Annotated in this window: 12 protein-coding genes, 1 tRNA gene and 2 rRNA genes; 6 read left to right on the forward strand and 9 right to left on the reverse strand. The window is 64.4% G+C overall.

Translation table 11 applies throughout. The features are described 5' to 3' along the window. Positions 1-47: 47 nt before the first annotated feature. The 3 genes from GAA2_RS17255 to GAA2_RS17265 form a co-directional block, all read right to left on the reverse strand. Positions 48-3,176 (reverse strand): 23S ribosomal RNA (locus GAA2_RS17255). 471 nt (positions 3,177-3,647) lie between these two features. Continuing rightward, positions 3,648-5,167 (reverse strand): 16S ribosomal RNA (locus GAA2_RS17260). Together the 16S and 23S rRNA genes form the textbook arrangement of a ribosomal RNA operon. A gap of 813 nt (positions 5,168-5,980) precedes the next feature. Further along, positions 5,981-6,057: transfer RNA gene (locus GAA2_RS17265), tRNA-Met, on the reverse strand. 229 nt (positions 6,058-6,286) lie between these two features. Between GAA2_RS17265 and GAA2_RS17270 the strand changes: the two genes are divergently transcribed. After that, positions 6,287-6,568 carry a hypothetical protein gene (locus tag GAA2_RS17270; RefSeq protein ID WP_006437374.1) on the forward strand — a complete coding sequence of 94 codons (282 nt, stop codon included), beginning with the start codon at positions 6,287-6,289 and terminating at the stop codon, positions 6,566-6,568. A gap of 88 nt (positions 6,569-6,656) precedes the next feature. Here GAA2_RS17270 and GAA2_RS17275 read toward each other — a convergent pair whose 3' ends face one another. Further along, complete coding sequence (locus tag GAA2_RS17275) at positions 6,657-9,644, reverse strand: UPF0182 family protein (RefSeq protein WP_191834485.1); 2,988 nt, start codon at positions 9,642-9,644, stop codon at positions 6,657-6,659. Between the two features lie 165 nt (positions 9,645-9,809). Between GAA2_RS17275 and GAA2_RS17280 the strand changes: the two genes are divergently transcribed. Then, on the forward strand, positions 9,810-10,346 hold the full coding sequence (locus GAA2_RS17280) for a PPA1309 family protein (RefSeq protein WP_096274993.1): 537 nt from the start codon (positions 9,810-9,812) through the stop codon (positions 10,344-10,346). 19 nt (positions 10,347-10,365) lie between these two features. Here the strand turns inward: GAA2_RS17280 and GAA2_RS17285 are convergent, their stop codons facing one another. Beyond that, complete coding sequence (locus GAA2_RS17285) at positions 10,366-11,430, reverse strand: PDZ domain-containing protein (protein WP_191834486.1); 1,065 nt, start codon at positions 11,428-11,430, stop codon at positions 10,366-10,368. 173 nt (positions 11,431-11,603) lie between these two features. Between GAA2_RS17285 and GAA2_RS17290 the strand changes: the two genes are divergently transcribed. The 3 genes from GAA2_RS17290 to GAA2_RS17300 all read left to right on the forward strand — a co-directional run bounded on the left by GAA2_RS17290 (position 11,604) and on the right by GAA2_RS17300 (position 15,416). Continuing rightward, entirely contained in the window at positions 11,604-13,085 is a 1,482-nt protein-coding gene (locus GAA2_RS17290; protein ID WP_096274392.1) for a zinc-dependent metalloprotease, read from the forward strand. Between the two features lie 87 nt (positions 13,086-13,172). After that, the gene (locus GAA2_RS17295; RefSeq protein WP_096274394.1) at positions 13,173-14,084 is read left to right on the forward strand and encodes a hypothetical protein; all 912 of its coding nucleotides are present in this window, start codon (positions 13,173-13,175) and stop codon (positions 14,082-14,084) included. Between the two features lie 15 nt (positions 14,085-14,099). Continuing rightward, positions 14,100-15,416: an ABC1 kinase family protein gene (locus tag GAA2_RS17300; RefSeq protein ID WP_191834487.1), complete on the forward strand. Its 1,317-nt coding sequence runs from the start codon at positions 14,100-14,102 to the stop codon at positions 15,414-15,416. 68 nt (positions 15,417-15,484) lie between these two features. Here GAA2_RS17300 and GAA2_RS17305 read toward each other — a convergent pair whose 3' ends face one another. Beyond that, positions 15,485-15,778, reverse strand: a complete 294-nt coding sequence (locus tag GAA2_RS17305) for a WhiB family transcriptional regulator (protein WP_024498914.1) — start codon at positions 15,776-15,778, stop codon at positions 15,485-15,487. Between the two features lie 561 nt (positions 15,779-16,339). After that, positions 16,340-18,472, reverse strand: a complete 2,133-nt coding sequence (locus tag GAA2_RS17310) for an ATP-dependent DNA helicase UvrD2 (protein ID WP_269551719.1) — start codon at positions 18,470-18,472, stop codon at positions 16,340-16,342. 130 nt (positions 18,473-18,602) lie between these two features. Between GAA2_RS17310 and GAA2_RS17315 the strand changes: the two genes are divergently transcribed. Then, positions 18,603-18,887 carry a mycoredoxin gene (locus GAA2_RS17315; RefSeq protein WP_006437384.1) on the forward strand — a complete coding sequence of 95 codons (285 nt, stop codon included), beginning with the start codon at positions 18,603-18,605 and terminating at the stop codon, positions 18,885-18,887. Between the two features lie 61 nt (positions 18,888-18,948). Here the strand turns inward: GAA2_RS17315 and nudC are convergent, their stop codons facing one another. Together nudC and GAA2_RS17325 are read right to left on the reverse strand one after the other, a co-directional pair. Continuing rightward, complete coding sequence (gene nudC, locus GAA2_RS17320; RefSeq protein ID WP_024498912.1) at positions 18,949-19,884, reverse strand: NAD(+) diphosphatase; 936 nt, start codon at positions 19,882-19,884, stop codon at positions 18,949-18,951. 46 nt (positions 19,885-19,930) lie between these two features. After that, positions 19,931-21,007, reverse strand: a complete 1,077-nt coding sequence (locus GAA2_RS17325) for a potassium channel family protein (protein ID WP_006437386.1) — start codon at positions 21,005-21,007, stop codon at positions 19,931-19,933. Positions 21,008-21,037 lie beyond the last annotated feature (30 nt).

The following is a 21,037-nucleotide window of genomic DNA, read 5'->3' on the forward strand; positions in this document are numbered from 1 at the left end:
GGATGCGAACACACCAAAACAGAATGTTTTTGTGGTGTGTGGGTGTTGTTGGTAAGTCCTCGGCCGATTAGTACCAGTCACCTGAACACATTGCTGTGCGTACAGTTCTGGCCTATCAACCCCATGGTCTGTAGGGGGCCTTAACCCCGCAAAGGGGGTGAGAAACCTCATCTTGGAACAGGCTTCCCGCTTAGATGCTTTCAGCGGTTATCCCTTCCGAACGTAGCTAACCAGCGGTGCCCCTGGCGGGACAACTGGCACACCAGAGGTTCGTCCGTCCCGGTCCTCTCGTACTAGGGACAGGTTTCCTCAAGTTTCTTACGCGCGCGGCGGATAGAGACCGAACTGTCTCACGACGTTCTAAACCCAGCTCGCGTGCCGCTTTAATGGGCGAACAGCCCAACCCTTGGGACCTACTCCAGCCCCAGGATGCGACGAGCCGACATCGAGGTGCCAAACCATCCCGTCGATATGGACTCTTGGGGAAGATCAGCCTGTTATCCCCGGGGTACCTTTTATCCGTTGAGCGACACCGCTTCCACTTGCCGGTGCCGGATCACTAGTCCCGACTTTCGTCCCTGCTCGACATGTACGTCTCACAGTCAAGCTCCCTTGTGCACTTACACTCAACACCTGATTGCCAACCAGGCTGAGGGAACCTTTGGGCGCCTCCGTTACCTTTTAGGAGGCAACCGCCCCAGTTAAACTACCCACCAGGCACTGTCCCTGAACCCGATCAGGGTCCGAGGTTAGAAGTCCAATACGATCAGAGTGGTATTTCAACAACGACTCCATGAACACTGGCGTGCCCACTTCACAGTCTCCCACCTATCCTACACAAACCGAACCGAACACCAATACCAAGCTATAGTGAAGGTCCCGGGGTCTTTTCGTCCTGCCGCGCGTAACGAGCATCTTTACTCGTACTGCAATTTCGCCGAGTCTGTGGTTGAGACAGCAGAGAAGTCGTTACGCCATTCGTGCAGGTCGGAACTTACCCGACAAGGAATTTCGCTACCTTAGGATGGTTATAGTTACCACCGCCGTTTACTGGGGCTTAAATTCTCAGCTTCGCTCCCCGAAAGGAACTAACCGGTCCTCTTAACCTTCCAGCACCGGGCAGGCGTCAGTCCGTATACATCGTCTTACGACTTCGCACGGACCTGTGTTTTAGTAAACAGTCGCTTCTCTCTGGTCTCTGCGACCCACACCAGCTCAGAGAGTAAATCTCGTCACCAGGATGGGTCCCCCTTCTCCCGAAGTTACGGGGGCATTTTGCCGAGTTCCTTAACCACAGTTCTCTCGATCGCCTTAGTATTCTCTACCTGACCACCTGTGTTGGTTTGGGGTACGGGCCGTGTACCAACTCACTAGAGGCTTTTCTCGGCAGCATAGGATCATGGAATTCACCGCAACGGCTACGCATCACCTCTCAGGCTCACTGTGTTCCGGATTTGCCTAGAACACGCCCTACAGGCTTACACCAGTACAACCACTGACTGGCCCCACTACCTTCCTGCGTCACCCCATCGCTTGCCTACTACCAGCCAAGGTCCCATGCATCACCCCACCCGGCACCCGAAGGTGCTCCTGGGGGATCTGGATGGTTAGTACAACTGATTCAGCATGGGCGCGGATACACGGGTACGGGAATATCAACCCGTTGTCCATCGACTACGCCTGTCGGCCTCGCCTTAGGTCCCGACTCACCCTGGGCGGATTAGCCTGGCCCAGGAACCCTTGGTCATTCGGCGGCAGAGTTTCTCACTCTGCTTTCGCTACTCATGCCTGCATTCTCACTCCCACACCCTCCACCACTAGATCACTCTGTGGCTTCCACGGATGCAGGACGCTCCCCTACCCACCCACACACCTGGTTCACCATCCGTAAACGGAGAACGGGCTATTGTGTGAGTGCCGCGGCTTCGGCGGTGTACTTGAGCCCCGCTACATTGTCGGCGCAGGATCACTTGACCAGTGAGCTATTACGCACTCTTTCAAGGGTGGCTGCTTCTAAGCCAACCTCCTGGTTGTCTTCGCGACCCCACATCCTTTTCCACTTAGTACACGCTTAGGGGCCTTAGCCGGCGATCTGGGCTGTTTCCCTCTCGACTACGAACCTTATCGCCCGCAGTCTCACTGCCACACTCTCACTTACCGGCATTCGGAGTTTGGCTGACGTCAGTAACCCTGTGGGGCCCATCGGCCATCCAGTAGCTCTACCTCCGGTAAGAAACATGTGACGCTGCACCTAAATGCATTTCGGGGAGAACCAGCTATCACGGAGTTTGATTGGCCTTTCACCCCTACCCACAGCTCATCCCCTCCATTTTCAACTGAAGTGGGTTCGGGCCTCCACGACGTCTTACCGTCGCTTCACCCTGGCCATGGGTAGATCACTCCGCTTCGGGTCTAGACCCGGCGACTCAAACGCCCTATTCAGACTCGCTTTCGCTACGGCTACCCCACACGGGTTAACCTCGCCACCGAGCACTAACTCGCAGGCTCATTCTTCAAAAGGCACGCCATCACCCACCCCGAAGGCGCAGGCTCTGACGGATTGTAAGCGTCCGGTTTCAGGTACTATTTCACTCCCCTCCCGGGGTACTTTTCACCTTTCCCTCACGGTACTTGTCCGCTATCGGTCACCAGGAAGTATTCAGGCTTACCGGGTGGTCCCGGCAGATTCACAGCAGATTCCACGAGCCCGCTGCTACTTGGGAGAACATCACGCAAGACCATGTGTTTTCAGCTACCGGACTCTCACCGTCTACGGCAGACCATTCCAGGCCACTTCACCTAACACACGATTTTCTGACTCACGCTTCCACAGGCAGATGGAAGAAGATGAACCCCACAACACCACACACACAACCCCTACCCGGTATCACATGCGCATGGTTTAGCCTCATCCGCTTTCGCTCGCCACTACTCACGGAATCACTTTTGTTTTCTCTTCCTATGGGTACTGAGATGTTTCACTTCCCCACGTTCCCTCCACACCCCCTATACATTCAGAGGTGGGTAACACGACATCACTCGTGCTGGGTTTCCCCATTCGGACACCCTCGGATCACAGCTCGTTTGACAACTCCCCGAGGACTATCGCGGCCTACCACGTCCTTCATCGGCTCCTGGTACCAAGGCATCCACCGAACGCCCTTACACACTTACAACAACACCTACAAACCACCCCCACCACACAACCCGAAAGCTGCACACAACCCCAAAGGATCATGTTCGGCGAGGATCGAATGTAGACAACACAAAACATTCTTTCTGCTAAATCACAGACCAACAAAAAATTGTTGATTTGAAATAAAGATGCTCGCATCCACTATGCACTTCTCAAACAACACACACCATCCCACCACCCACACCTCCGCGCCCCATCACAGGACACCTCACCAGCATGATTGGCCGAACAGTTAGGTCAGAGACAACCCGTTGCACACCCGAAAGCATGCCGCGTGTTCTCTCAGAACCCCGATAGTGTGCGATGAACCCGCCGGCCTCACGACCCAGCAGCAACCCCCCAAACTTCCACAGGTGTGGAAGCGGTGAGCCTGTCTGATGTTTCACCCTCGAACACACACGCGCCGCAGAACATACGCCTGCAGAAACACGTGATGTTGTGTGCTCCTTAGAAAGGAGGTGATCCAGCCGCACCTTCCGGTACGGCTACCTTGTTACGACTTCGTCCCAATCGCCGATCCCACCTTCGACAGCTCCCTCCCACAAGGGGTTAGGCCACCGGCTTCGGGTGTTACCGACTTTCATGACGTGACGGGCGGTGTGTACAAGGCCCGGGAACGTATTCACCGCAGCGTTGCTGATCTGCGATTACTAGCGACTCCGACTTCATGGGGTCGAGTTGCAGACCCCAATCCGAACTGAGACTGGCTTTAAGGGATTCGCTCCACCTCACGGTATCGCAGCCCTCTGTACCAGCCATTGTAGCATGTGTGAAGCCCTGGACATAAGGGGCATGATGACTTGACGTCATCCCCACCTTCCTCCGAGTTGACCCCGGCAGTCTCCTGCAAGTCCCCGGCATAACCCGCTGGCAATACAGGACAAGGGTTGCGCTCGTTGCGGGACTTAACCCAACATCTCACGACACGAGCTGACGACAGCCATGCACCACCTGTACACCAACCACAAGGGGGCTATATCTCTATAGCTTTCTGGTGTATGTCAAACCCAGGTAAGGTTCTTCGCGTTGCATCGAATTAATCCACATGCTCCGCCGCTTGTGCGGGCCCCCGTCAATTCCTTTGAGTTTTAGCCTTGCGGCCGTACTCCCCAGGCGGGGTACTTAATGCGTTAGCTACGGCACGGAACTCGTGAAATGAGCCCCACACCTAGTACCCACCGTTTACGGCGTGGACTACCAGGGTATCTAATCCTGTTCGCTACCCACGCTTTCGCTCCTCAGCGTCAGTTACTACCCAGAGACCCGCCTTCGCCACCGGTGTTCCTCCTGATATCTGCGCATTTCACCGCTACACCAGGAATTCCAGTCTCCCCTGTAGTACTCAAGTCTGCCCGTATCGCCTGCACGCCTACAATTGAGTTGCAGAATTTCACAGACGACGCGACAAACCGCCTACGAGCTCTTTACGCCCAGTAATTCCGGACAACGCTCGCACCCTACGTATTACCGCGGCTGCTGGCACGTAGTTGGCCGGTGCTTCTTCTCCAGGTACCGTCACTTGCGCTTCGTCCCTGGTGAAAGAGGTTTACAACCCGAAGGCCGTCATCCCTCACGCGGCGTCGCTGCATCAGGCTTGCGCCCATTGTGCAATATTCCCCACTGCTGCCTCCCGTAGGAGTCTGGGCCGTGTCTCAGTCCCAGTGTGGCCGATCACCCTCTCAGGTCGGCTACCCGTCGTCGCCTTGGTAGGCCATTACCCCACCAACAAGCTGATAGGCCGCGGGCCCATCCTGAACCGCAAAAGCTTTCCACCAAACACCATGCGATGTAAGGTCATATCCGGTATTAGACCCAGTTTCCCAGGCTTATCCCAGAGTCCAGGGCAGATCACCCACGTGTTACTCACCCGTTCGCCACTCGAGTACCCGCAAGCGGGCCCTTCCGTTCGACTTGCATGTGTTAAGCACGCCGCCAGCGTTCGTCCTGAGCCAGGATCAAACTCTCCATGAAAAAATAGCGAAACAAAACCAACACCCAAAAGGTGCCAGCGTTTCAACACAATCAGGAAAGCAAAACCTGACCAATCCAAAACTAGCAAAAACATGTGACACCCAGACGGGGCCGAGCGCCACACACAATAAACATCTACATCCATAAAGAATGCACGATGCCAAAATGGCATCAGACAATTCATCATCACACTATCGAGTTCTCAAAGAACACACACCCACCAGATACTCACCCCGACAAGGGCTTTCACCAGCAGACTTGTTCTGACTTTCCGCGTCAACCCCGTCTCCGGGGCAACTCTTCCAGCCTACCAGACCCGATCCTCAGTCCGCAAATCCGAAGTTTCTCGAACTCAGGGGATCTGGCAACCCCGCACACCTCATCCAAGACACGAAGTCTCGAACTCGAAGTTCGGGGGCGGCCAGCGAAGAACCCGGTCTCCACTCCCCGCCTTCAGACCCTCTCAGGTCTTCCGGGGCGGCGCCGTGGCTCGCTGACTCGACATAAGTTACGCACGTGGGTCCCCAACGTCAAATCGCCTGGTCAGAAGGGGTGATTGGGGATCGGCGCCGAGGTCGGCATGCACAACCGCGGCGGATTCGCGCGAGATTCGGTGAAGAAATTCCTCGGTCCGCTCCGGAGACCGGTGCCGGCCGATCTGGATCGGCCCCCATCCCGCAACCGGGCGAGCTCCACGCACCTGCGGTTCGAGCACCGCGCCAGGCCGGCCGTCGCTCGGGCATCGGCTCCGCACACATGAGAAGCACATAGCAAGAACCCCCGCCCGGGAGTCCCGGGCGGGGGTTCTTGTGTTGGTAGCGGGGACAGGATTTGAACCTGCGACCTCTGGGTTATGAGCCCAGCGAGCTACCGAGCTGCTCCACCCCGCGTTGGTGAACACCACGTTACACATGCGCTCGTCAGCGATGCAAATCGATCCCGAAACCGCGGCTGAACTGGGCGTATAGGAGTGATCGCGGTCACGGAAGACCGTTAAGCACAGGTCACGGCGCCGTACCTGACCTGCGTCGGCGGACCACCATCACTGTGAGCCGAGTCACCTTCGGGCGTAGAATCGGCGCTACCCGAACCCGGCCGACCCACCACCGAGGAGGGACCATGTCCGCCCACTTCCACCATGAGAGCCACGGCAACCATCCGATGAGCTTCATCGGATTCGTATCCGCGCTCGGCGGCTTCCTGTCGGCTGCACTGTGGCTGGTCCACATGGCCTCCGGCAACACAGGCCTCGCAGTCCTGTTCGCAGTGGTCACGGTCGCAGCGTTCGGCTTGACCGTCTCGATCTTCTTCACCATCGGTCACCGGTATCACCACAGCCCGGTGCTACCGGACAACACCGCGGACGAAAAAGAGCGCTACGTGCGCAAGTACCGCGGCTAGCGGTACCCGACGCACGTAACGCTCGGATCGTTACTACTGCCCGATCGACACGCCCCCGTGTGGGGCGCGTCGATCGGATCCACCCGGTTCAGTTCTGCTTCGGTAGTGACTCGTACTGTGTCACAGCCTTGTTCAGCTGATCGAGGGCCGCGCCATAACCGGCGAAGTCGCCCTTGGTCTGCGCGTCGCGCAGCGCGCTGAGCGCGTCTCCGATCGCCTTCACCGCGGCATCGCGCTCGGGTGTACCACCCTGCGGAGGAGCCGGCAGCTGCGGGCTCGTCGTCCCACCCTGCTGCTCAGGCCGGTCCGGCTGGGTGGGCTGCTGTTCACCGGGAACCACACCGGCGGCCGGCGTGATCCCGACCTGGCGCAGTGCCTCGGCCGTCGTGGGCGCATAACCGATCCGGGCCTCTCGTTCCTTCGGCTCGTACCGGGTGATCACCCGGAACAACCGCGGGAAGGCCTCTTCGCCCTGGGCCTGCGCATACATCGGGACGACGTACAGGATGCCGTTGTCGCCGACCGGCAGCGTCAGCAAGTTGCCGAACGTCACCTTCGCCGTGTTCTCGAGGGACTTGAGTGATTCGGCGACTCGACCATCGGTCTTCATCGGGTTGAACGCCTGCTTCGGTCCCGACCGCTGGTTGTTGCCCGGCAACTCCTTGACGGTGATCTGTCCGTAGTTCTCCGGGTCCGAGGCAACGGTGAGGTAGGCACCGAGGATCGGACGGTTGAGTCGTGTGAGGACCGAGGTGAGCTGGAACGACGCCTGCTTGCTCTCCGGGTCCGAGGCCACGAAGTAGTACGGCGGCTGATCGAGTCCACGCTGTTCGGCGTCGGGGCTCGTCGGGTCCGACGGCACCGACCAGAAGTCGTTCGCCTGGAAGAACGTTCCCGGGGTGTCGACGTGGTAGCGCGTCAGAAGCGCCCGCTGGATCTTGAACAGATCCTCCGGGTACCGGACGTGCTCGCGCAACGAGGTCTGCTTGTCGAACTCGGCACGCGAGGCGACCGATCCCGGGAAGACCTTCATCCACGTCTTGAGGACCGGGTCCTCGGTGTCGAACTCGTACAGCTTGACCTCACCGGTGTAGGCGTCGACCGTGGCCTTCACCGAGTTGCGCACGTACGACACGGTCTTGTTGACCTGCGTACGTCCGGTCTGACCGGGGTTGAGGTCCTGGGCGTCGGCGGTCGCGCTCTGCAGCGACGTCGGCTGCGAGTACGGGAAGTTGTCGAGCGTGGTGTAGCCGTCGACGATCCACTTGATCGAGCCGTCCTCCATGACCGCCGGGTAGGTCTTGGAGTCGACGGTCAGCCACGGCGCGATCTGCTTGACGCGGTCCCGCGGGTCGCGGTTGTAGATGATCTTCGACGCCGAGGTGATCTCGCCCGACAGCAGGAAGTTGCGCTCCGCGTACTTGCCCGCATAGAGGAGTCGGGTGAACCAGTTGCTCAGCGGGACGCCCGCCGGCCCCTGGTAGGTGTACTTGGCGTCGCCCATGTCGTGTTCGCGGGGCTCACCGCCTTCGGAGCCGACGATCGCGTAGTCGGGGTCGATCTTCGCGAGAAGCTCACCGAAGTAGATGCGCGGCTGTGTCACCTTGATCGGGGCGTCGCGCTTGTACGCCTCGGTCTGGTAATTCGTGGTGTCGCTGACGTAGTAGAACGGGTCTCCGCCGCCGTCGATGTCGTTCTCGTCGACCGACTCGTTGACCCGGTTCGCCGGCGCGGCGACGAAGCCGTTGCCGTGGGTGTAGACGAGATGCTTGTTCAGCCAGTTCTGCTGGTTCTCGAGGTAGCGGCTCGGGTCGAGTTCACGCACCGCGACCACGAAGTCGCGCAGTTCGCCGTCGATCTTGTAGCGGTCGACGGCGAGCTGCGTCGGGAAGCCGTAGAAGTTCTGGCGCTGCTGCTGCTGGATGAACGTCGGCGACACCACGTTCGGGTCCAGGATGCGGACATTCGACAGCGTCGGGGTGTCACCGTTGACGAGTGCGGGATTCGCGGGCTCGGCGGTCCAGTCCTTCTGCGTGATGACCTTGTCCGGCCCGATGCCGTAGGCCTCCCGCGTGGAGTTGATCGCCCGCTGGATGTATTCGGCTTCCTTCTGCGCGGCGTTCGGCTTCACCGAGAACTGCTCCATGGTGAGCGGCCAGCCCACACCGATCAGCAGTGCCGAGAACAGCATCAGCACGGTTGCGAGGGCGGGGATGCGCAGATCCCGCAGCACGATGGCGGCGAAGAACGCGACGGCACAGATGATCGCGATCGCCATGAGGATGAGCTTGGACGGCAGGACCGCATTGATGTCGGTGTAGCTGGCACCCGGGAAGATCTCGGCCTTGCGCTGACTCGAGAGCAGGTTGTACCGGTCGAGCCAGTAGGCCGCCGCCTTGAGCAACAGGAAGGTGCCGGCCAGAACGGCGAGCTGGATACGGGCGGCCATCGTGACCGAACCCCCGCCCTGGCCAAGCCGGATGCCGCCGAAGAGGTAGTGGGTGACCAGGTTGGCGAGGAACGCCACGACGACCACGACGAACAGGAGATTCAGCACGAACCGGTAGAACGGCAGATCGAAGGCGTAGAAGCCGATGTCGAGGTTGAACTGCGGATCGGTCTGGCCGAACGAGGTCCCGTGCAGGAACATCTGGACCGTCGCCCAGGAACCCTGCGCGACGAGACCGGCGAGTGCGCCGATGATCAGGGCCGGCACCACGGCGAACCACCGGACCTTGGTCATGATGGCGGTCCGGTAGCGCGCGAGCGGATCGTTGGGTCCCGCGGTGGGCACGAACACCGGCCGGGACCGGTAGGCCAGGGCCACCGCGCCGAAGATGATCAGGCCGACGACAACAGTCGTGATCAGGAAGAGGATGACGCGGGTCCAGATGACCGTGCCGAACACGCTCGAGTACCCCACATCACGGAACCACAGCCAGTCGGTGGCAAGACCGATCAGTCGTGGTCCGATGAGCAAGAGGACCAGCACGGCAACGCCGAGGCCGATGACGATCTTGCTCCTGCGTGACAGTGTCGGCATTCCTGCCGGCCCTCGGACGCCCACCAGACCCACTCTCCAAAGCTCTCAATTCGGACAACGCCCTGCGTGACGCGCAAGCCTGGGCGTGGTGCCCACTGTACTGGCACCGCCCGAATGCCGATCACACTCGGGCGGTGGGACAACGATCCGGGACCGGTCACGGTTCCCGGGTGCGCCCCGCCGGGGCAAGATGGTCGGATGCCCGACAACGCGACGACACCACGCGGCTTCTCCACCGACGACCTCGGAAGCTCGCTGAGCGAGATCATGGATCACCTCGATGCCGGTGGCTGGGGGCAGCCGCCGGCGGTGTACGCGCTCGTGCCCACATCCCTGCTCGTCGAGCGCGTTCCCGGCGTCGTCGCCGACCACGACCGGTCGGTCTTCACGCCCGTGGAGGAGGAGTGCGACGACCTCGACGAATTCCTGGCCACCGCGATCTGGCCCGCAGCGGTCGCCGGGGCGGCGGTGGCGCTCGAGATCGTCGTCACCCCTCCAGGCCCCGATGACGACGGCACACCGAAGTACGTCGTCACCGAGACCGGTGATCACCGGCCGGACGAGGACGTCGCCCGGCTGGTCGTCGGGGTGCTGCGCAACGGCCCCGACCTGGCTCTGCTGCGGCTCCGGTCCGAGCCCGACGAGGTACCCGAACTCCGCACCCACCCCCAGCTCGCGCTCGAGCTACGGGCAGCGCTGCACGAGACCTTCGCCCCGGACTCGCCGGAGTCCTGACCGATGGACCGCCGGTCCGTCAGCAGGACGGGGCCGGGCGTCCCGAACCGATCGCGTCGAGGGCGTCGACCGCGCCGTCGAGCGTCTCGACCTTGACCAGTTCGAGTCCGTCGGGACGGTCGGAGACCGCCTCCGCGCAGTTGCGGCCCGGGACCAGGAACACCGTCGCACCGGCGTCGCGGGCCGCCCGTGTCTTGTGGGTGATGCCGCCGATCGGCCCCACGTCACCGTCGGCCGAGATCGTGCCCGTTCCCGCGATGAACTTGCCGTGCGTCAGTTCGCCGGGACTCAACTGGTCGACGACCGAGAGCGCCAGCATCATGCCCGCCGACGGTCCACCGATGTCGCCGACGGTGTAGGTGACCTCGAGCGAAGGGTCGGCGTTGGCGACCTCGGCCGTGACCCCGAGGAATCCGGCCTTCTCGTCGCCGGGATGCGGGGCGAGCGTGACGGTCACGGTCTGCGGCGTGCCCTGCCGCACGATCTCCAGCGGAAGCACCGTGCCCGGCGGATTCTTCGACACGACGTCGCGCAATTCCTTGCTGGTCTCGACCTCGACTCCCCCGGCCCTGGTGACCACGTCGCCGGCGCGCAGGACGTCGGCCGACGGCCCGTCGGCGCCCACAGCGGCGATGCGCAGGACCGTGGGACGGTCCAGGAACCGCAGGGCCGCGACGGTGGCGTCCTCCTCCGACCCCGCCATCTGCTGGGCGTTCTCCTGCTGTACCTGTTCGGTGCTGCGGTCCGGCGGATACACCTCGTCGCGCGGGGTCAGCGCGTACTTCCCGGACATCCACATGCCCAGGGCGTCGAAGAGTGTGAGCCCGTCGCTCACCGACACCGTGGTGAGGTTCAGGTTGCCGGTGGTCTTGTCGAGGGGCGCACCGTCGATCTGTACGACCTTGCGTTCGACGACCTTGCCGTCCTGCTCGACCTTCGTCATCCCCAATGTGTTCAGCGTCGGTCCGGGACCGAGAGCGGCGTAGGGCACCTGCACCTGCGTGCCGACGACGAGCAACGCCAGCAACACCAGGGCGCTGACCGCGGCGGTGGCGATCCGGCGGAAGCGAGGGCTCGAACTCATTCCGCACACGATAGTGCCCCGACCTCTGAGGACAGTGTCGACGTCGTGCTCCGCACAGGCCGACGTCATGCCGCCACACCGCCGGGCGGCGGGCCGCGCACGTGCGGCGGCGCTACGCGCACGGCGAACATCCGACGCCGTTGAGGGGCCTGTCCGGGCGGTACGGTGGACATATGAGTGATCTGCCCTTCGGCTTCTCGGCGTCCGGCAACGGCGACGACGACCGCGACAAGAACAGCGGCGACCAGAACAAGCCGGGCGACAACCCCGGCGGCAACCCCTTCGGCGGGGCCAACCCGTTCGGATTCGCCATGGGCGGCCAGGGACTGGGCGGTGGACAGGGCTTCGGCGACTTCGATCCGTCGAACTTCGACCCGAACATGCTCGGCCAGATGTTCTCCCAACTCGGCAGCATGTTCAGCGGCATGGGCGCCGGCATGGCCGGTGGCGGCGGCGGTCCGGTGAACTATCAGGTCGCCATGAATCTCGCGCGCCAGCAGATCGGTTCGTTCACGCCGATCCTGGACAAGGAGATCTCCGCGTCGGCCGACGCCGTGCGACTCGCCGACGTCTGGCTCGACGACGCGACCACCTTCCCCAGCGGCGTCACCCAGACCGTCGCGTGGACCCCGGTGCAGTGGCTCGAGGAATCCATGGACACCTGGAAGGGTCTGTGCAACCCGGTCGCCGAACAACTCGCGCGCACCTGGCAGGACAACCTGCCCGCCGAGGCGGCCCAGTTCGCCGGCCCGATGCTGGGCATGCTGACACAGATGAGCGGTATGGCCTTCGGGACCCAGCTCGGCCAGGGCCTCGGCCAGCTCGCCAAAGAGGTGCTCACGTCCACCGACATCGGCCTGCCGCTGGCCCCCGAGGGCATCGCGGTGCTGCTCCCCGAGGCGATCGCGAAGTTCGCCGAGGGTCTCGAGCAGCCCGGACAGGAGATCATCGTCTTCCTCGCCGCCCGCGAGGCCGCGCACGTCCGCCTGTTCACCCACGTCGGCTGGCTGCGTCAGCGCCTGCTGTCGACGGTCGAGGAGTACGCCCGCGGGATCAGCATCGACTTCAGCGGGATCACCGACGCCACGGCGAACATCGATCCCACCGAACTGCTGTCCGATCCGTCGAAGCTCGAGGAGCTCATCAGCTCGTCGACATCTTTCGAGCCGACCACCACGCCCGAGCAGAAGGCGGCGCTCGGCCGCCTCGAGACGCTGCTGGCGCTCATCGAGGGCTGGGTTGAGCAGGTGGTGACCCGAGCACTGGGCGACCGCATCCCGAGCACCGGCGCGCTGACCGAGACCATCCGTCGCCGCCGCGCCTCCGGCGGCCCCGCCGAGCAGACCTTCGCGACCCTCGTCGGTCTCGAACTGCGCCCGCGCAAGGTCCGGGAGGCGTCGGAGCTGTGGCGCCGGGTCTTCGAGGCCACCGATCTGTCGACCCGCGACGGTGTCTGGGCGCATCCGGACCTGCTGCCCGACTCCGACGACCTGGACAACCCGGCGGCGTTCATCGACCGTCTGCTGCACAAGGACACCGACCTCGACGACGCGATCGCGCAGCTCGAGAAGTCGCTCGCCGAACAGGACGGGATCGAACAGGGAGAGGCCGACTCCGGAGACGACGGCCCGAACCCCGGGCAGACCGGCTCATAACTCCACAGTCGACGCCGAGCCCCATCATGTTGTGGATAACCGGCCCGAACGACGCCGGCGAGGTCTTTTCGCTGGCAGAGTTGCGCCATGTCCATCACGGTCCCGCGCATCCGTCCGGGAACACCGATCCTGGTGCGGCCGGGCAACCGGGTCCACGTGGGGATCGATCCGGCCGGCAGCGTGATCATCGAACTCGACGCCGGCATCTCGGCGCATTCGGTGGCCGCGATGTTGCGGTTGCTGGAGCGCCCCTGCACACCGGAACTGCTCAGCCGTCGCGCGTCGGCGGCCGGGCTCGCCGACGACGAGATCCGGACACTCCTCGACGGTCTGGCCGCGGCCGGACGGACCATCTCCGACATCGCAACCGAAACATCTTCGGGCAGTTCAGATCTCGCGGACTTCCGGATTCAGATCCACGGCCAGGGGCCGTTGTCGGACCTGCTGGGCGCCTCCCTGCGCGCACAGGGCATGCAGGTGCACCGGACGATGCGGCGGCGAGCCGACGGCTCCCTCGACACCGTCGACACCCGACTGGTGATCCTCAGCGACTTCCTCGTCCACGACCCGCGGGTCGTCTTCGCACTGACGAGGGCACGGATCCCGCATCTGCTGGTGCGCGTGCGCGACGGCGTCGGCATCGTCGGCCCGCTCGTCCTACCCGGACTCTCGAGTTGTCTGATGTGCGCCGATCACCATCGCTCCGACGCCGACCCGGAATGGCCGATGATGGCGGTGCAACTCATCCGCGCGCCGGGCGATGCGGATCCCGCGATCGTGCGGCCGACCGCAGCGATCGCGCACGGCCAGATCGAACGTCTGGTGAACAGCTTGCGGCGACCCTCCCCCGCCGCGAGACGATACGAACCGCAGCTGTTGAATCAGGTGTTGGAGTTCCGCGATGACCCCGCACGGGTGGACCGTAGAGAATGGTTACCCCACCCGAGCTGCGATTGTCGTCCGGTGGGAGACGAACGGCTCAAGTCGTCTATTGTGTGACGCGGAAAGGATGCTATGACCGACATCACTCGGGGGCAGGGTCGTCGCAACGCGAAGTTGGCGTCTCTCCCCATCGGTATGGCCGGACGTGCGGCGGCGGGGCTCGGCAAACGCATGGTCGGCAAAGACAAGGACGAGGTCAACCAGGAACTCCTCGAGAAGTCCGCGGAACAGCTGTTCGCGGTCCTCGGTGAGCTCAAGGGCGGCGCCATGAAGGTAGGCCAGGCGCTGTCGATCATGGAGGCCGCGATCCCCGACGAATTCGGTGAGCCGTTCCGGGAGGCGCTCACCAAGCTCCAGGCGGAAGCACCGCCGATGTCGGCCGACAAGGTCCACAAGGTCCTCGACCAGCAGCTCGGCACCCGCTGGCGCGAACGCTTCAAGGAGTTCTCCGACGAGCCGGCAGCGTCGGCATCGATCGGTCAGGTCCACAAGGGCGTGTGGTCCGACGGGCGCGAGGTCGCGGTCAAGGTGCAGTACCCGGGCGCCGACCACGCACTCAAGGCCGACCTGAAGACGTTGTCGCGCATGTCGGGACTGCTGCAGCGGCTGTCGCCGGGCACCGACGTCAAGGCGATGATGGACGAGCTCATCGATCGCACCGAGGCCGAACTCGACTACCTCGGCGAGGCCGAGAACCAGCGGGCTTTCGCCAAGGCGTACGACGGGCATCCGGACTTCTTGATTCCCAAGGTCATCGCCAGCGCACCCAAGGTCGTGGTCTCGGAATGGGTCGACGGTGTCGCACTGTCGAAGATCATCACGACCGGCGACCAGAAGACCCGCGACAATGCGGCCGCGAAGATGGCCGAGTTCGAGGTCAGCTCGCCCTACCGGGTCGGCCTGCTCCACGGCGACCCGCATCCGGGCAACTTCTTCATCGCCGACGACGGCCGGTTCGGCGTCCTCGACTTCGGCGCCGTCGGCCACTACCCCGGCGGTCTGCCTCCAGAGACGGGGCCCATCCTGCGCCTCGCCCGGGACAAGAAGTACGACGAGCTCAAGGAGCTCATGGTCGAGGCCGAGTTCATCCGGCCGTCGCATGCGTCGAAGGTCACGAGCGCCGACCTCGAGGCCTACCTGCGGCCCTACGTGGACCCGCTGTACTCGGAGTCGTTCCACTTCACGCGCAAGTGGATGCAGCGCGCCGCCGGCAAGGCGACCGACGTTCGCGGTGAGGTCTACAAGACCTCGCGAAACCTCAACGTGCCCAAGCGGTTCGTGATGGTGTTCCGTGTACTCGGCGGCTGTGTCGGCATAGCCTCGCAGCTCGAGGCGCATGCGCCGTACCGCGCGATCATGGAGGAATGGGTCCCCGGCCTGGGCGATTGATCCCCGACAGCACGCAGAACGACGACGCCGCGAGCATGTGCTCGCGGCGTCGTCGCTGTCGGTTCGATTCAGGCCGCCGCGTTCTTCCGCGGCCGGCCACGGGGGCGCTTGCGTGCGATCACCGCACCGCGCTCGAAGATCTCGCCACCCCACACGCCCCAGGGCTCGGCGCGATCCAGGGCCGCCTGCAGGCACTGGGTCCGCAGCGGGCAGTCGGCACACATGGCCTTGGCACGCTCGAGGTCACGGGGATTGTCGGCGAACCACAGATCTGCGTCGGCCACCTGGCAGGGCAGGTCGAGCCGGGCGGTCGCTGCGCGGTCCGCCGATGGACAGGACTCGAGTACGCAATCGACAGTCATTGGTGTTCTCCACATCTGCTCGTTGGGAAATGGTGACCCATGTCCTCGATGTGGCTGTCGGTCCGAACCCCTGGTGGGACGTTGATCGGGTGACAAAAAAGAGGGCCACGGGTTTCGCCTCTGCGATTCGCCCGTGGCCCGAATGTCTCGGAGGTCTAACTCCGTGGAATTCGTGTCGGTACGGGGAACCCATGCGGCGCGGGGGCTGCTGCTGCGGCTGCCGCGGGCGGCGCTACGTGCGCTGCTGCAGCCGGATGCGCTGCCGGTGCCATCGTTCGAATAGCGACCGGACGTGCACAGACGGCAGGCAGCCAGGAGCGGTTGCGACGGGCGCGCAGAACGACGGCGTGCGCCTGATTCGGCTTGGCCGCAGGCACGGCGACGCCGGCCTGGTTCACGATGCTTCCGTTCACTGATCCGCTCCTTTCTCTTCTCGATGGCTCCCACATGAGCGATGGGCCCCTGACGGACACAAGAACTCCGGCGTCCGCCGTCGCACAGGAATACTCCCACCCGTGCCGACGGAGACCAGACTAAACGGTGCGCCGGAAAGCGCACAACCTATTTTTGACCTGCGGTTTTGACGAGTTCGAGGAGATCCTCTCCGTACTCGTCGAGTTTTTGCGCACCGATCCCCGAGATCGACACCAGCGCGGCGGTGTCGGTGGGACGTTGTTCGGCGATCGCGGTGAGCGTCTTGTCGGAGAAGACAACGAAGGCGGGCACCTTCTTCTCGTGCGCACGATCGCGACGCCACTCCTTGAGCGCGACCAGGAGGTCCTCATCGAGGTCGGACGGGCATCCGGCACAGCGGCCGAGGAGGGTCGCCGTCGAATCCATCAGCCGCGAGCCGCAGACGCGGCACGTCGGCCCCTTGCGGGGGGCACGTTCCCTGGCGACCTTCGAGGCCGGCGAGTCGTCGGGGATGAGGTCGGCGAGGAACCGGGAGCGACGGCGGGCGCGGCCGCCTTCGTTGCGGGCGAGCGCCCAGGACAGATGCAGGTGTTCGCGGGCACGCGTCACACCCACGTAGAACAGTCGACGCTCCTCCTCGACGTCCTCCCAGGAACCCTTGATGGCCTGGCTGATCGGCAACGATCCGTCGGTCAGACCCACCAGGAAAACCGCATCCCATTCGAGCCCCTTGGCCGCGTGCAGCGACGACAGGGTCACCCCCTGCACGGTCGGGGGGTGGCGTGCCTCGGACCGGGTCGTCAGTTCGGCGGACAACTGCGGCAGCGTGAGGTCGGGGTTCTCCGCGACCATGTCCTCGGTCAGCTGCACCAGCGCCTTCAGCGATTCCCAACGGGCGCGCGCCTGGGCACCCGACGGCTCCTCGTCGGTGAGTCCGAGTTCGCCGAGAACCGCGCGTACGACGTCGATGGTCGTGACACCGGGCTTGACCTCGCGGCCGGCAACCGTGGCGATCTGACGCATCGCCTGCCGGACCTCGGTGCGGGCGAAGAAGGCCTCACCGCCGCGCACCTGGTACGGGATCCCGGCCTCGGTCAGCGCCTGCTCGTAGTTCTCCGACTGGGCGTTGACGCGGTAGAGGATCGCGACCTCGGACGGCGAGACACCCGACTTGATGAGGTGTTTGATCTCGATCGCGATCGACGTGGCCGCGGCCGGTTCGTCGGCGTACTCGGCGAACTGCGGTTCCGGGCCGGGTGGTCGCTGGCCGATGAGCCGGAGCCGGGTGCCGGCGATGCGTCCGCGGGCGGCGCCGATCACGCGGTTGGCGAGGTCGACGACCTGGGGTGTGGACCGGTAGTCCCGCTCCAGTCGGACGACCGTCGCCTCCGGGAAGCGACGGCTGAAGTCCAGCAGGTAGTTCGGCGAGGCGCCGGTGAACGTATAGATCGTCTGGTTGGCGTCACCGACCACCGTCAGATCGTCGCGCTCGCCGAGCCAGGCGTCGAGCAGACCCTGCTGGACCGGCGTCACGTCCTGATACTCGTCGACGACGAAACACCGGTAGCGCGAACGGAATTCGTCGGCCGCACCGGGTTCGATGGTCAGGATCTGGGTCATGTAGATGAGCAGGTCGTCGAAGTCGAGGAGACGGTCGCCGTCGGGCGAGACCTTGGAGTCCTCGTAGTGCGCGTACACCGCGGCGACCTTCGGCGGGGGTGCCGGTGACTCGCGACCGAGACGACCGACCGCCTCGACGTAGTTCTCCGGCGAGATCAGGGTGGCCTTGGCCCACTCGATCTCCGAGGACAGGTCGCGCAGGGTGTCGGTCGCGGTGTCCAGGCCGGCGCGGCGTGCGGCGCGCGAGATGAGCGGAAACTTGTTGTCGAGGAGCTCCCATCGGGCATCGCCGAAGGCGCGCGGCCAGAAGTATCGCAGCTGCCGCATCGCGGCGGCGTGGAAAGTCTGGGCGGCGACGTTGCCGGTGGAGCCGCCGACGCCGAGGCTCCGCAACCGGGTCCGCATCTCCCCCGCCGCGCGGGCGGTGAACGTCACCGCGAGGACCTGACCGGGATTCACCTGACCGGTGTCGACGAGATGCGCGATACGGCGCGTGATGGTGCGCGTCTTACCCGTACCCGCACCGGCGAGCACGCACACCGGTCCGCGCGGCGCGAGGACGGCCGCGGACTGCTCGGGGTCGAGGCCCTCGACCGCACCGGCGTCGCGGGAGCGGGCATCGGGGTTCGCGGAAGAGGTCGGGTGGCGCACGGGGTCCACTATGTCACCACCCACCGACGCACTCCGGACCGGCGATCGGGGCCGGCGATCGGGGCCGGCGTGACGCGTCCCACGCCGGGGACGACGGCGCCGCCGGGAACAGCCCCGATGACCGTGGTGTTATGGGTGCATGAGCAACGTGATCGACGACGAGGCCGGCGCCCGCACCTCCGACACCGGCGAACTGACCATGTACACCACCTCGTGGTGCGGCTACTGCGCCCGCCTCAAGACCGGACTGAAGGCCAGCGGGATCCCCTGGCAGGAGATCGACATCGAGCTGAACCCGGATGCCGCCGAGTTCGTCGGCAGCGTCAACGGCGGCAATCACGTCGTCCCCACCGTGCTCTACGCCGACGGCACGACCGCGACCAACCCCTCGATCGCCGACGTCAAGAAGAAGCTCGGCGTCTGATCTCGTGACCCGATCACCCGGGCCCGGCTCTCGCCGGACCCGGGTTTTCTCCTCTGTCGGGCTACCGGCCCGGCGCTTGCGATCCCTGGGCCCAGGACTCGATCAGCGTGCGTGCGATCGAGATCGAGCCCGGCAACTGCAGCCGGGGCGCTTCGCCGCCCGGACCGGAATCGGCGCGCGTCCATCCATCCCGCGACAACGCCTCGCGCACCTCGTCACGGTGGAACCACTGGGCGTCGCCGATCTCGCCGTCGAGGAAGGCCAGTTCGTCGGCCGGGTCGCCGATCGCGGCGAAGCCCAGCATCAGCGACCGCGGGAACGGCCACGGCTGGCTGCCCAGGTAGCGCGGTTCACGCACCACGATGCCGACTTCTTCGTGCACCTCCCGCAGGACGCACTGTTCGAGCGACTCCCCCGGCTCGACGAAGCCGGCGAGGGTCGAGTACCAGCCGTCGGGCCAGACGGCCTGTCGCCCCAGCAGAATCCGGTCGGCGCCGTCGTGCACCACGGTGATGATCGCGGGATCGGTGCGCGGGAACTCGTCCCGGCCGGATTGGACACTACGACGTACCCAACCGCCCCGTGCCGGCTGGGTGGCCGAGCCGTCGACCGGTGAATGGCGCGCCGTCTCATGCCAATTCAGGATTCCCAGTGCGGTGACGAGCAGGCCCGCCTCGTCCGGCGTCAGATGGATCGCACCGCGGCGCGCGTCGTCGGTGGGTCCGTCGATGTGGTCGACCCGGCGCGTCCACCGGTCGATGCCGTCGACCACACCGAGGATCACCGCGTCGGCCGGCGGCGCATCGGCGACGGTGGCCGCCGGAACCCAGTGCAGTGCACCGGAATCCCCGACCGGATACCGGCCGTTGGAGTCGATCAGCAGCACCTTCGCCGAAGACCATCCCGCCAGCATCCGCTCGGTGTCGTCGCGGATCTCGTCGGCTCGGTGGAAGGTCGCGCGCGACAGCAGCGGCTGCTGGACAAGTTCGAACTGCACGTCGGTGTGTCCCTTTTCCGTGGTCGGTGCTGATGGTCGGCGAGCCCTAGTCGTCGCCGGGGCTCTTGCGGACGTACAGGAGGCGGTCGCCGACCTCGATCTGCTCGACCTCGCTGTCGTCGACGCGGTGCAGCACCCCGTTGCGGACGACACCGAGCACGATGTCACGGGTGTGCGCCGGTGAGCCGCCGGTCTCCGTCGGGTCGACCTCGCGTTCGGCGATGGCGTAACCCGCGTCGGGCGTGAGGAGATCTTCGATCACCTCGACCACCGACGGCGTCATCGTCGCGATACCGAGCAGGCGTCCCGCCGTCTCCGAGGACACCACCACGGAGTTCGCGCCCGACTGCCGCATCAGATGCGTGTTCTCCGACTCCCGGATCGACGCCACGATCTTGGCCCGCGGGTTGATCTCGCGTGCGGTGAGCGTGGCGAGGACGGCGGTGTCGTCACGGTTGGTGGCCACGACGATGCTCGCGGCATGTGCGACACCGGCGAGGCGGAGCACGTCGGACTTGGTGGCGTCGCCACGGACGGTGACCAGCCCGTTGGAGGCCGCGGACTCCAGGACGGTGGGGTCGGCGTCGACGACCACGATCTCCGAGGGCTTGATGCCGTCGCCGCGCATGGCGTCGACCGCGGTGCGGCCCTTGGTGCCGTAACCGATGACGACGGTGTGATTGCGCACGGTATTCCTCCAACGCTGGATCTTGAGCGCCTGTCGGGACCGTTCGGTGAGCACCTCGAGAGTGGTGCCGATCAACACGATCAGGAACAGCACACGCAGCGGCGTGATGATGATGAGGTTGATGAATCGAGCGAAGGGGCTGATCGGCGTGATGTCGCCGTATCCGGTCGTGGACAGCGTGACCGCCGAGTAGTAGAGCGCATCCAGGTAGGACAGTTCGTTGTCCTGGGCGTCGCGATAACCTTCGCGGTCGAGCCAGACGACCACCGAGGTGAACAGCAGCGCCAGCGTTGCCCACAGCACCCGCCGGCCGATGGCGCGGCTGGGGCTCTGCTGCAGTTCGGGGATGCGGACGACACCGACCAGCGCGTGGTCGGGCCGGTTGGCCAGCTCGGATGATCCGAAGCGGCCGCGGAAGCGGCTACGCACGGCCACGTTTGCGCTCCTGGAGTTCGCTCACACGCT

The organism is Gordonia ajococcus, assembly GCF_012974285.1.
In the GTDB taxonomy this organism is placed as follows: domain Bacteria; phylum Actinomycetota; class Actinomycetes; order Mycobacteriales; family Mycobacteriaceae; genus Gordonia; species Gordonia amicalis.